This window comes from Ruminococcus flavefaciens (assembly GCF_900116855.1).
GTDB classification, from domain to species: domain Bacteria; phylum Bacillota; class Clostridia; order Oscillospirales; family Ruminococcaceae; genus Ruminococcus; species Ruminococcus flavefaciens_R.
Window position 1 is genome coordinate 115793 of sequence record NZ_UETD01000013.1, and the last position, 13517, is coordinate 129309.

Sequence of the window (13517 nt, forward strand, 5' to 3'; positions counted from 1 at the left end):
ACAGTCAATGGATCGAAATTATGTGGTATATAAGCTGCTGAGAGCAGTGTTCAAGCCGCTTTTTCATATACTGTATCGTCCTGTTATAGTCGGCAGGGAGAATATCCCAAGTGACGGTGCAGCGGTCATAGCAGGCAATCATAAGCACGCTCTTGACCCTATACTTGTAGATGTTTGTACTAAAAGAGTTGTTCATACACTTGCAAAGAAAGACTTACACGACGGCAGGTTCGGAGCTTTTTTCCGCGGAGCAGGCACTATACCCGTTGATCTTCACAGCGCTCATAATCCTGCGGCGCTCGACGCAGCAATAAAGGTGCTTAGAGCAGGTGGACTTATAAATGTATCTCCCGAGGCAAAGAGAAACTATACCAATGAGCTGCTGCTTCCGTTCAAATTCGGTGCAGCGGTAATGTCACACAGAACGGATGCTCCTGTTATCCCATATGCGATAACAGGGGATTACAGATTGTTCAGGCGCGGGATCAGGATCGTATTCGGTGCCCCGATCCATGCGGGAGGAAGGGAGCCCGATGAGATCAACAGAGAGCTCTATGATACAATAGCAGCATTGCTCGGGGAGTCAATGCCGCAAAGTGAGCGTGACAGCAGGCATTTTACATCATATGATGAATGGAGAGATAGATCATGAAAAGACATCTTGAATATCCCGATCGTTCGGTATACGATCATTTCAGAAAATGTGCTCTGGAATATGGCAGCCTTAGTGCTATCGATTATTATGGCAGATCAATATCCTACCGCGAGGTGCTTCGCGAGGTCAACAGGTGTGCCTGTGCCCTTATTGCGGCAGGAGTTGAAAAAGGTGACAGTATATCAATATGTCTTCCCAATATACCACAGGCAGTTTATCTTTTTTATGCTGTCAGCAAGATAGGTGCAGTTGCAAATATGATACATCCGCTGTCTGCTGAGAAGGAGATCATCGATTACATTGAGCTTACGGAAAGCAAGTATATTTTTGCCATTGATATTATCAGTGATAAGCTTGAACGTATCGTCAGAAAGACAGATCTGCAACTTGCTGTTGCGGTTTCGCCTGCCGATGAGATGAGTATTCTTTACAAGGCAGGATACGGCTTTAAAAGTCTGGCTTCTCCAAAGAAAAAACACGGCTTTAAGGACTGGAAAACTTTTATGGCAGGAGCTTCACCTGCTGACAGATACTTCAATGAGCATACTTCTGCTGATGAATGTGCAGCTATTCTTTACAGTGGCGGCACAACTGGCAAGCCCAAGGGCATTATGCTCACAAATCTTAACTTCAACGCCCTTGCTCTCCAGAGCATAGATGCCTGCGGATGTCTTGAAAAGGGGGACAGGGTACTGTCAGTCATGCCTGTCTTTCACGGCTTCGGACTGGGTGTATGTATACACACAGTCTTTACATTCGGTGGTACAGCAGTAATGCTCCCTAAATTCAATATAAAAGAATTTGACAAGCTCATACTGAAAACAACACCTAATGTTATTGCCGGAGTTCCTGCTATCTACGAAGCACTTCTAAGAAGCGACAGCCTTGAAGGCAAGGACCTCAGCTTTATCAAATGTGTTATTTCGGGCGGTGATTCTCTTGCTGCCAATACGAGAGTGAAACTCAATAAAATGCTGAGCAGTCACGGATGTAATTGCAAAGTCCGTGAGGGCTACGGTCTTACCGAATGTGTAACAGGAAGCTGCCTTACTCCCGAGGATTGCGTTGATACTGCTACCTGCGGTATGCCTTATGCGGATACATTTTATAAGATAATTGATCCCACAAGCGGAGAGGAGCTTCCGGATGGTGAAACAGGAGAGATCATCCTGCGCGGTCCTACGGTCATGAAGGGCTACTACAAAGAACCCGATGAGACAGCTATTGCGCTGAGGAAGCACAGTGACGGGAATATCTGGCTTCATACGGGAGATCTGGGATATAAGTCCGAGGAGGGGCTGATCTACTTCCGTCAGCGTCTGAAGCGCATGATAGTATCAAACGGATATAATATCTACCCTCAGAATATAGAAAACGTCATCAGTCTTCATAAAGCAGTCGCAATGTGTGCGGTGGTCGGTATACCCGATGAGCTTCGCGGTCAGAGGGTAAAGGCTTTTGTCATGCTGAGAAGCGGTGCATCTGAGGAACGCACGAACAAAGAGATAATGGCGCTTCTCAGAAAAAACATAGCTTCATATGCCATACCTTATGAGATCAGCTTTGTTGAGAGCTTTCCAAAGACCCTCGTCGGGAAAATAGCGTATAATGAGCTTATTGCGGAGGAACTGAAAAAATGACGGATAACAGGAGAGTACTGCTTGTTCATCCTGAGATATCGCGTACAAAGTATAATTTTGCGGGGATAATCGATAACGAGCCGCTGGAGCTTGAATATATATATGCTCTGCTGGCTGAAAAGGGATATGAGCCATTTATCTGGGACGGGCAGGTAGAAAAGGATAAATACGCGGACAGACTTGCTGAAATATCGCCGTTTGCTGTATATGTCTGCGGAAGAACAAGGCAGGAGAATTTTATGAAGGAGTATTGCAGGCTTGCCAAGGAGCAAGGCTGCATCACGATCGTAGGCGGACTTCATGCTCAACTGAATTTCAGACGTTTCTTCTGTGAATACATAGATCATGTTGTAACTTCCTTTGATATTTTTCACATTGCGGATATACTCGAAGGAAAAGAGATTTCCGACAGCGTCTGTACAAATGATCACGGCAGATGGACGATAAAGAATGCAGAACCATTTGACATAAACAGACTGCCGCTTCCTGACAGAACTTATTTTTATGAGCACAGTGACAGATACCGCTATCTTGAGCTTCTGCCCTGCGCTCATGTCAGAACGTCTTACAGCTGCCCCTTCAGGTGCAGCTTCTGCTGCAGGAATAAAATGAACTGCGGTACATATTCGGTACGCAGCATAGAGTCTGTTGTGGACGAGATAGCGGGGATCGACTGTGAAAGCATTTACTTTATAGATGATGATTTTCTTGTGGACAGGAAAAGAGTGGAGCTGTTTATTGAACTTGTTCGGAAGCGGGACATTCATAAAAAGTATGTCTGCTACGGACGTGCTGACTTTATTGCTGCAAATTCTGATCTAATGAAAGATCTGAAAGATATTGGATTTTATTATATCCTCACAGGACTTGAAGCCGCTGACGGCCGCCGACTGAAAAAGTACAACAAGAAGACCGGTGTCAGGACCAATGCGGAAGCGGTCGGGATTCTGAATGATGCTGGTATAAACATCATGGGAATGTTCATAGTTGATCTCGACTTCAAAGCAGGGGACTTTCGCAGAGTATATAAGTGGATAAAGCACAATAAGCTCAAACACGCCGCCATATCAATATTCACGCCCGAGATGTCATCTGAGCAGTTTGAGGAATACAAGGGCAGACTCATTACCGATGATCCGTCGCAGTGGGACTATCTTCACGTTGTTGCAAAGCCCGAGAATATGAGTGTAAGGCGCTATTATATGTATTATCATATTCTGGTCGTCAGGCTGTTCATAAGAGGCTGGAGGGACGGACTTTACGATTTCCTCGACTACGGCTTCTACATAAAGTCGATGATAAATAATCTTTTTAAATTCGGAGGCTAATAATGTCTGAAAAATATACTAATCCCGTAAAAAAGATGATACCCAGCAAGCTTGAAACAGGCTTTCAGCAGTTTCTTTACAAGCACGTCGGAAAACACATACCAAAGAGCCTTACTCCCAATGATGTGACACTGATCGGTGCCCTTGGCGGACTTTTTGCCGTAGTTTCAACACTTCTTGCAAATGTATCACCTCTTTTCTTTATCGGCACACTTTTGGGTCTGGCGATCCACCTTGTGGCAGATGATCTTGACGGATATGTTGCACGCAGCCGAGGTATGTCCTCAAGAGCAGGAGCGTATTTTGACCTTATAACCGATGTTCTTTTCTCAACATTCCTCATCCTTTCGTTTGGTCTGACGCCGTACTGTAATATGGCGGTGGCTGCGTTCGGTGCACCGCTTTACGGAGTTATGAATGTTACCATGATGAACTACATCATATACTTCAACGAATTCCAGTTCCCGCGACTTGGACCTATCGAAGCGCACATAGCTTATGCGGCAGCTGCTGTACTGGCAATGGTATTCGGCGATAGAGAATGGTTTTTTATTGGAAGCTTTGGCGTCAAGACACTTGATATCGTAATGTTCGTGGGAATGCTTCCGATGTATTACGAGATGATCAGAATGGCGATAAGACTGTTCAACAGACTGAAGGAAGCCGATGGAAAATGAATGAACTATACATAGTACTTATCCGTGCTCATACAGGGCTCGGAAAAGCAGCGCGAAAGATAACGGGATACGGATATACTCATATAGCTGTGTGTACAGACAGGAGCCTTACTGATTTTGTAAGCTATTCCAGACGGTATCATAATTATCCCTTTGAAGCCGGTTTTACCCATGAATACAGAGATTACTATGCTTTTGGACGTCATGACAGCGTTGGTATCAAGGTTTTCAGGCTAACACCAGATGCTGAGCATTACGATAAAGTGATTAGATATATACGCAGCTGTGAGAACGATAGTGAGGAGACATTCAATCTCTTTTCAATGATGACAATGCCGATACTTCACGGTATAAGAATCTATAAAGCAAACAATTGTATGTCTTTCACGGCGCGGGTGATAGAATTGAGCGGCTGTGTGAAAATGGACAGAGAGCATTATCGTTACAGCATCAAGGATATGGACGAACTTCTGGAGAAGTATTTTTACTTTGAAGGCAGGCTTCGCCGACGAACATCTCCGCACTATGATGAGTATATGGAGCCCTTTGAGGTCTGCAGGTTTTTCAAGGGTATGGGAAGGCTCATATGTGATTTGATATCGCGTATCATAAGTGATGGTTAAAAGCGTACAGCACAAAAGTGATATAAAAATATAATGAAGCGAGATATAATAAGTGTAAGTATACAATATGTAGAATATGGCAAATATTTTACTTGTGATAATTACGTGAAAAACATAAAAGCGTTAATGAGTAACTGATTAATTAAGCTTTCTTTGTTTATTTCGACGAAATTTAACAATGATTTTTATTGATTTCCTTTTTTGTATTGCAATTTGCCGAAACTGACAGTATAATAAATGTATATAAGCATAGATGGGGATTTATATATTTATAAAAAGGTTGGTTTACTGTACAAAACATTTAGTGTTATTATTTATGACAGCTTTTGTACAATGAACGGTCACTGCTTTTACTGTGACCGAATTGGAGGGAATACGTTATGAAGCACTTTTTCAGCAGTTTCAAATGCCGAAAGATCGTTCTTGCCGTCGCAGATGTTTTTATAATATGTGTTGCAGCATTGATCGCCAATTTCATTCTTTCATTCTGGGGTAAAGAAATAGATGAGTCCCGGCTGATAGTGTCGGGGGCTGTCAGCTCCATATGCTGTATCGGAGGTCTGTTTATATCCGGTGCATACAGCAGGATGTGGAGGTATTTCAACAGAAAGGATTATCTGACTTGTATCTATGGTTCCATAGTCGGTATAGTAGTCGCTGCTTCAATAGTATATATAATCGATAACACATTCTATCCGCTTTATTCGGCTTTTCATCTGGTTTTACTGACCTTAGGCATCTGTCTGTTCCGATATCTTTTCAAAAGCGCGTTTATTACTCTTACAAAGCCTAAGGCTATGAAGGGGAAGCGTACCATGGTCATCGGAGGCGGACAGGCTTGCAGAACTATTCTCAAAGAGATACACAATGCTCAGCATTCTCCTTATGCCGGGGACAAGCAGGTGACCGTATTCGATCCTGTGTGTATCATAGACGATAATCGTGATAAGGTCGGCACCGATATCGACGGTGTTGAGATAGTGGGAACTACTGCCGAGATACACAGATTTGTCAGAGAGAGAAAAATAGAGCAGATATTATTTGCCATCCCGTCATGTCTTGATGACGAAAGAAAGCGTATACTCGATATATGCTCCGATACAAAGGTGCCCGTAAAGGTAGTACCGTTTATAGGAAATCTTGTTTTTGACGAAAAGAACAAGACTATCATCCACCAGATCCGCGATATCAGGGTGGAAGACCTTCTCGGTCGTGAGCCTATTACTTTTGACAATGCCGATATCAGAAACTTTATCAGCGGCAAGGTCTGCATGGTAACAGGCGGCGGCGGAAGCATCGGTTCAGAGCTTGTCCGTCAGATAGCTAAATATGATCCTGAGAGGGTAATAATAGTCGATATTTATGAAAATAATGCTTACGAGATCGAACAGGAGCTCAAGATGGAGTACGGCGATGAACTGAAGCTTGTAACTCTGATCGCTTCCGTAAGGGATTATTTCCGCATGAATCAGATATTCGATACCTATAAGCCTGATGTTGTATTCCACGCAGCTGCTCATAAGCACGTTCCTCTTATGGAGGTTTCTCCGATGGAAGCTATAAAGAACAACATCATCGGAACATTCAATGTTGCAACACTTGCACAGTATCACGATGTAGGCAAGTTTGTCATGATATCCACGGACAAGGCGGTAAATCCCACCAACGTCATGGGAGCTTCAAAGCGCTGCTGTGAAATGATAGTTCAGTATCTCGCCCAGCAGCACGAGGGCAGAACAGAGTTCGTAACGACAAGATTCGGAAATGTTCTTGGTTCAAACGGCTCCGTTATCCCGCTTTTCAAAAAGCAGATAGAGCAGGGAAGACCTGTTACCGTTACACATCCCGATATAATCAGATACTTCATGACAATACCTGAGGCTGTTAATCTCGTTATGGAGGCAGCTGCCATTGCAAAGGGCGGAGAGATATTCGTTCTTGATATGGGTGAGCCTGTCAAGATTGTCACTCTTGCTGAAAACCTCATCCGTATGTACGGCAAGGAGCCGTACAAGGATGTAGAGATAAGATTTACGGGTCTCCGTCCCGGTGAGAAGATAAAAGAGGAACTCCTTATGAATGAGGAGGGACTCCAGAAGACCTCCAACAAGCTTATTTTTATCGGCAAGCAGATAGAGATAGATGAGGAGACTTTTGCGTTCCGTCTTGATCTCCTGCGTAATGCCGCACTTCGCAACAACGAGAAGATCGCTGTTGATGCACTGCATAAGATGGTACCGACATTCACCACTCCCGAAAAGTTCAACAGCAAGGAGCTGAAGAAGGAGACAATGGAGAAAGAGGTCGAGTCCGCATAACAATTCAGATATCATTCCTTTCAGGGGATACAGATGTACTGCCGTTCTTTAGAGGAACGGCAGTATTTTTGCCCTGTTTAAAGCCTTGTATTGTCAAAATATACCGTTTTTGCGTAAGAGGTATATTTATTTTGTACTAACATTAAAAAGTGAACGCCATAAAGCCTGCTGATATTGACAAATCAATGCAATGGTGGTATAATTTCTAAATATAATGGAGTATTGTATATAGAGTGAGAAAGCTCTGAGGAGGAAAGTATATGTCAGTTAATATTCCCGAGATATTTGCCTGCAACGTGTTCAATGAGGAGGTCATGAAGACCCGTCTCCCTAAAAACGTCTATAAAGCCCTCAAGAGGACTATGCAGAATAACGAGCCTCTTGCAGATATGGCTACAGCCGATGTTGTTGCCAATACCATCAAGGAATGGGCGATAGAGAGAGGCGCTACCCACTACACCCACTGGTTCCAGCCAATGACAGGCTCTACAGCTGAGAAGCATGACTGCTTTATCAATCCCGCCCCCAACGGCATGGCTATCATGGAATTTTCGGGAAAGGCTCTCGTTAAGGGCGAGCCTGACGCATCTTCTTTCCCGTCAGGAGGTCTCAGAAGGACCAGCACTGCAAGAGGATATACGGCATGGGATCCTACCTCTTACTGCTTCGTTAAGGAAGGCAGCCTCTATATCCCCACAGTTTTCGTATCATATACGGGAGAAGTTCTCGACAAGAAAACACCTCTCCTCCGCTCTATGCAGGCACTCAGCAAGACAGCTGTTCGTTTCCTGAAGCTCTTTGGCAACGACAGAGTAACAAGAGTTACTTCTACAGTGGGTGCAGAGCAGGAATACTTCCTTATTGACAAGAAAATGTATGATCAGCGTGAGGATATCATCCTTACGGGCAGAACTCTTTTCGGTGCAAAGCCGCCAAAGGGACAGGACCTCGATGACCAGTACTTCGCAAATCTCCGTCCGAGAATAGCAGCTTACATGGCTGATCTGGACGAAGAGCTATGGAAGCTTGGCATATACTCAAAGACAAAGCACAACGAAGTTGCTCCTGCACAGCATGAAATGGCTCCCATATTCACCACTTCAAACCTCGGTACCGATCAGAATGAGCTGGCTATGGAGGTCATGGAGAAGGTAGCTCTCAAGCACGGGCTTGTATGTCTCCTCCACGAGAAGCCTTTCGAGGGCGTAAACGGTTCGGGTAAGCACAATAACTGGTCCATGTCTACAAATGACGGTCAGAATCTACTTGATCCCGGCGATACTCCAATGGATAATCTCCAGTTCCTGACAATACTCTGTGCTCTTATCAAGGGTGTTGATGAGTATGCCGATCTTATGAGACTTTCTGCGGCTTCCGCAGGAAACGATCACAGACTCGGTGCTGATGAAGCTCCTCCTGCTATCGTTTCTATGTTCCTCGGCGAGGAGCTTGAGGCTGTATTGCAGGCTATCGAGGACGACTCGGTATACAAGACAGAGGCAAGAGCCTTCAAAATAGGCGTTGACGCACTTCCTTCATTCCCCAAGGACTCTACTGACAGAAACAGAACTTCACCATTTGCCTTCACAGGCAACCGCTTTGAGTTCAGAATGGTTGGTTCTTCCGATAATATCGCTTGTCCCAATGTACTTCTCAATACTATCGTTTGTGAGGAACTCAGCCAGTTCACAGAGATACTTGAGCCTTTCAAGGGCAAGGATAACTTTGATGCTGAGGTCAGAAAGCTTCTCAAGAGCGTTATCAAGGAGCACAGAAGAATAATCTTCAACGGCGACGGATACTCTCCCGAGTGGGTAAAGGAAGCTGAGAGGAGAGGTCTTCCAAACTATGCTTCAACAGTTGACTGTATGCCTCATTACACTGACGAGAAGAATGTTCGTATCTTCCGTAAGTTTGAGATATACAACCTCAACGAAGTAACCGCAAGAAAAGAGATACACCTTGAGAAGTACTCCAAGACAGTCCGCATCGAAGCCCGTACTATGGTGGAGATGGCGAGAAAGCAGCTCCTCCCCGCAACTATGGAGCACGTTAAGTCGCTTTGTGATGCTATTGCAACAAAGAAGCAAATCGGCTTTACCTGCAACACCGACGAGAAGATCGCAAAGAAGCTCAATGACCTTGCTGATCGCTTCTATGACTCTATTGAGAGGCTTGACCAGCGAGTTAATGAGGCGAATGCTGTTGAGGGCATCCAGAAGCAGGCAGAGTTCTTCCATGATGTAGTTCTCGCTGAAATGGATATCATGAGAAGCATTGCTGACGAGATAGAGCTTAATATGCCTTCTGCAAAGTGGCCTATCCCTTGCTATTCCGAGATAATCTACAACGTATGATAAGAAAGCCGCCCATAAGGGCGGCTCTTTTGTTATCTTTTCTTCTTTTTCTTATTATTTCCTGTTTTCTTCTTGTTTGAGGAGCTGTGAGGCTTTGCGGTGATGTTCTTTACGGGTTCTGTCTTTTTAACAGTCTTGGCGGCTGCTTTTGCAGGAACTGCCACGGGCTCGGGCTCCTGAGAGCCGGCTTTCTTTATGACCAGAAGTATTCCCAGCATTATTACAATGGATACCCCGGTAACGATGACGTTGAGGAATGTGTTTGACATCTCAAAGAAGTGCTGAACTATTCCTGCGATAAGGTAGCCTATTGCACACACACCTGCGACTGTAAATGCGTAAGGGAGCTGCGTTGAGACGTGATTTACATGGTCACACTGTGCGCCCGTTGACGCCATTATGGTTGTGTCGGAGATAGGCGAGCAGTGGTCACCGCAGACTGCTCCTGCGAGACAAGCTGAGATACATATAATTACCATGGACGGAATTTCACCCGATGAGCCGACGTCAGCGAGCTGTTTGCTGAAAACGCTTGTTACGATGGGAATGAGGATGCCGAAGGTTCCCCACGATGTACCTGTTGCGAACGAAAGTCCGATAGCTACGGCGAAAAGGAGCACAGGAAGCAGAAGCTTTACGGCTGTTGCGCTTTCAACTATTCCCGATACAAAAGGACCTGCTTCGAGGAAACTTGTCATTGTTTTGAGAGTCCATGCGAATGTAAGTATAAGTATTGCAGGTACCATCTGTTTGAAGCCGGCAGGGATAGCATCCATACATTCGTTGAATGTGAGGACTTTTCGGCAGAGATAATAAAGTATAATGATTATGAGCGCGCCAAGTGAACCCACGGACAGACCGAATGAAGCGTCACATTCTGCGAAGGAGTCGATGAAGCTTGCTCCGCTGAAAAATCCGCCTGTGTAGATCATACCTATAACACAGAGAACTATGAGGATAATGACAGGAAGCAGAAGGTCGATAACCTTTCCCTTTGAGTGAGAGGGCTTTGCGTCCTCTGCATAGACCGTGCTCCGTGTGGTGAACAGGTCGCCGTTCTTGGCGTTGTTTTCATGAATTTTCATAGGGCCGTAGTCCGTGTCGCTTAGCGCTATGAATACCACCATTATCAATGTGAGTATAGCGTAGAGATTGTATGGGATAGTTCTTATAAAGAGCTGTATTCCGTTTACTCCGTCAACTGTACCGCTGACGGCGGCTGCCCATGATGATATGGGAGCTATTATACAGACAGGAGCTGCAGTGGCGTCGATAAGGTATGCAAGCTTTGAACGCGAGATCTTATGCTTGTCCGTTACCGGACGCATTACAGAGCCGACTGTCAGGCAGTTGAAGTAGTCATCCACGAATATGAGTACACCCAGCAGGAACGTAGCCAGACTTGCACCTGCTCGGGTCTTTATGTGAGCGGAAGCCCATTCTCCGTAAGCGCGGCTTCCGCCTGCCTTATTCATGAGGACTACGATTATTCCCAGAACTACAAGGAAAACAAGTATTCCGACGTTGTATGAATCGGCAATATTGGCGATAAGACCGTCCTGCACTACTGCTTTGAACATTCCCGGGAAACCGCCTGATGTTGAGACAGAGTAAAGAATGCCGCCTGTGAGTATACCGATGAAAAGTGAGGAGTAGACCTCTTTGGTGATAAGTGCCAGTCCGATCGCTACGATTGGCGGAAGCAGCGACCAAAGTGAGCCGACAGCCTCTGAAATAGGTGCCTGTATCATGCAGCATATTATGAATGCTACCACGATAAGGGCAAAGATGATTTTGCTAAGATACTTCTTTTTCATACGCATCTTCTCCATTTGTTTGTTTTGGTTTTGTCTTTATATTGAGCTGTGCAAGGATAACTGCTGTAAATACCAGTGCGCAGCCAATAAACTCTTTTATACTTAGCCTTTCTGAGAGTATCAGCCAGCCCGAAAGCGCTGCAAAAACCGACTCAAGGCTCATAATTAGCGTTGCGGTGGAGGGCGGAGTGTATTTCTGCCCTATGATCTGAAGTGTGTAGGCAGCTCCGCACGACATTATGCCTGTGTAAAGTATAGTATGCTTTGCGGCGAAAATTCCGCTGAGAGTTGGTTCCTCGAAAACAATCATACATATAGTCATCAGCAGTCCTGCCGTAAAAAACTGGATACATGACATTACCATTCCATCTGCATTGCGGGCGTTGAATTTGTCTATGGCCATGATATGGAGAGCATAGAAAAATGCACAGACGAGTACAAGGAGGTCGCCCTTTGAAATGTTCAGACCTTCCTTTATACAAAGCATATAGAAGCCTGCAACAGCTGCTGCCACACATATCCATATTTTTAAAGAAGTTCTTCTTCCGAAGAATGTGCCGATCAAGGGGACTATGACCACATAGAGAGCAGTTATGAAACCCGCTTTGCCTGCGGTAGTCAGTTTGATACCGGATTGTTGGAATGAACTTGCTATAAAAAGCAGTACGCCACAGCATATACCTCCTGCAATCGTTTGCTTTGCGGAGCTCCCGCCGTTTTCAGCAAACGTCTTGCGCAGGGGAGTACGGCGGAATATGAGAATAACAGGTATCAGAACTATGCCGCCGATAAGGGTGCGAACAGCGTTATATGTAAACGGTCCGACGTAATTCATGCCTTCGCTCTGAGCGACAAAAGCAGTGCCCCAGATCATGGCGGTTATGAGCAGCAGAATACTGCCGCGGAGTTTTTTCAGCATTTAAGTATCACCATTTGATGTCCGTACAAATGCGGAGCAAGATATAAAGCTATTATATCACAAACGGGGAGAGGGTTCAACATATTTCGCGATTTTACGCTATATTTTCACATAATAGCCAAATAAGCGGTGTTTGGATTATGCTATTCGACAATAGAAATGGCTCACCTTTGGTGAGCCATGACCTTCTATGAAAAATTATTAGTGCCCTTGATGCTCAGACCTTTGTCAAAGTCATCAAGGAAGTGATGATAGTCATTGCCGAGATGGTACGAGATAAGGGTCTGGAGGTTTACGTTTTCCACGCTTCGGAAAATATTCATATCTACCGCAGGATTAGTCTCGCGGAGCTGACAAAGCAGCTTCTTTATCTCTGCACGCTTGGAGCTGCCCTCGCTTCTGGTTATACGGCAGGCGCACTGTATGAAGCTGAGATTATTGTATTCGGTCCAGCGGATAATATCATTTTCACGAACAAGATAAAGCGGACGGATAAGCTGGATGCCCTTGTAGTTCTCACTGTGGAGCTTCGGCATCATTGTCTGTACCTGCGAGCCGTAAAGCATACCCATAAGGATCGTCTCTATAACGTCATCGAAGTGATGACCGAGAGCTATCTTGTTACAGCCCAGCTCCTGTGCTGTCTTGTAGAGCCAGCCCCTGCGAAGTCTCGCACACAGGAAGCATGGATGCTTCTCAGCCTTTGCGGTGGATTCAAATATCCGTGTCTCCATAAGCTTTACGGGAAGCCCGAGAGTTTCGGCGTTAGCAAGTATCTTTTCTCGGTTCTCGGGAGCATATCCGGGATCCATGACTATATATTCGGCATCAAAATCGATATTGCCGTATTTTTTGAGACGCTGTATGCATTTCGCCATGAGCATTGAGTCCTTGCCGCCCGATATACAGACAGCTATTTTGTCTCCGTTTTCGATAAGGCGATATTCTTCGATGCCTTTGCGGAACTTTGACCATATACTTTTGCTGAATTCTCCTGTCAATGAGCTGTCGATACTGCTGTTCATAGGCGGCCTCCATTTCATCATATTTTCATCATATATAATATAATACAGCGGAAACTGTCTGTTGTCAAGGCACGGCGTGAAAACCGACAGCAACATTCATATAATGCCTATTGACTATATATGAAAAATACTGTATAATTATATAGGAATAAAAGACA

10 protein-coding genes are annotated in these 13517 nt (G+C 45.0%); 7 read left to right on the forward strand and 3 right to left on the reverse strand.

Annotated elements, in window-relative coordinates; all coding sequences use genetic code 11:
- Nucleotides 1-7 precede the first annotated feature (7 nt).
- The 7 genes from DSZ37_RS14275 (at nucleotide 8) to DSZ37_RS14305 (ending at nucleotide 9598) form a co-directional block, all read left to right on the forward strand.
- Complete coding sequence (locus tag DSZ37_RS14275; protein WP_109727563.1) at nucleotides 8-652, forward strand: lysophospholipid acyltransferase family protein; 645 nt, start codon at nucleotides 8-10, stop codon at nucleotides 650-652.
- Nucleotides 649-2295 (forward strand): class I adenylate-forming enzyme family protein, encoded by a 1647-nt coding sequence (locus DSZ37_RS14280; RefSeq protein WP_109727564.1) that lies wholly within the window; start codon nucleotides 649-651, stop codon nucleotides 2293-2295. Before DSZ37_RS14275 ends, DSZ37_RS14280 begins: the two co-directional genes overlap by 4 nt.
- Nucleotides 2292-3623, forward strand: coding sequence for a B12-binding domain-containing radical SAM protein (locus tag DSZ37_RS14285; RefSeq protein WP_109727565.1), 1332 nt, complete (start codon nucleotides 2292-2294; stop codon nucleotides 3621-3623). Before DSZ37_RS14280 ends, DSZ37_RS14285 begins: the two co-directional genes overlap by 4 nt.
- 2 nt (nucleotides 3624-3625) lie before the next feature.
- Nucleotides 3626-4300: a CDP-alcohol phosphatidyltransferase family protein gene (locus DSZ37_RS14290; RefSeq protein ID WP_109727566.1), complete on the forward strand. Its 675-nt coding sequence runs from the start codon at nucleotides 3626-3628 to the stop codon at nucleotides 4298-4300.
- The gene (locus DSZ37_RS14295; protein ID WP_109727567.1) at nucleotides 4297-4923 is read left to right on the forward strand and encodes a hypothetical protein; all 627 of its coding nucleotides are present in this window, start codon (nucleotides 4297-4299) and stop codon (nucleotides 4921-4923) included. Before DSZ37_RS14290 ends, DSZ37_RS14295 begins: the two co-directional genes overlap by 4 nt.
- 380 nt (nucleotides 4924-5303) lie before the next feature.
- Nucleotides 5304-7241 (forward strand): polysaccharide biosynthesis protein, encoded by a 1938-nt coding sequence (locus DSZ37_RS14300; protein WP_242978640.1) that lies wholly within the window; start codon nucleotides 5304-5306, stop codon nucleotides 7239-7241.
- A 260-nt stretch (nucleotides 7242-7501) separates the two neighbouring features.
- The gene (locus DSZ37_RS14305; RefSeq protein ID WP_109727568.1) at nucleotides 7502-9598 is read left to right on the forward strand and encodes a glutamine synthetase III; all 2097 of its coding nucleotides are present in this window, start codon (nucleotides 7502-7504) and stop codon (nucleotides 9596-9598) included.
- Between the two features lie 32 nt (nucleotides 9599-9630).
- Here DSZ37_RS14305 and DSZ37_RS14310 read toward each other — a convergent pair whose 3' ends face one another.
- From DSZ37_RS14310 to DSZ37_RS14320, 3 genes are all read right to left on the reverse strand, one after another.
- On the reverse strand, nucleotides 9631-11430 hold the full coding sequence (locus DSZ37_RS14310) for a Na+/H+ antiporter NhaC family protein (RefSeq protein ID WP_109727569.1): 1800 nt from the start codon (nucleotides 11428-11430) through the stop codon (nucleotides 9631-9633).
- On the reverse strand, nucleotides 11396-12334 hold the full coding sequence (locus DSZ37_RS14315; RefSeq protein WP_109727570.1) for a DMT family transporter: 939 nt from the start codon (nucleotides 12332-12334) through the stop codon (nucleotides 11396-11398). Before DSZ37_RS14315 ends, DSZ37_RS14310 begins: the two co-directional genes overlap by 35 nt.
- Before the next feature lie 188 nt (nucleotides 12335-12522).
- Nucleotides 12523-13359: a tRNA lysidine(34) synthetase gene (locus DSZ37_RS14320; RefSeq protein WP_109727571.1), complete on the reverse strand. Its 837-nt coding sequence runs from the start codon at nucleotides 13357-13359 to the stop codon at nucleotides 12523-12525.
- Between the last annotated feature and the right edge of the window lie 158 nt (nucleotides 13360-13517).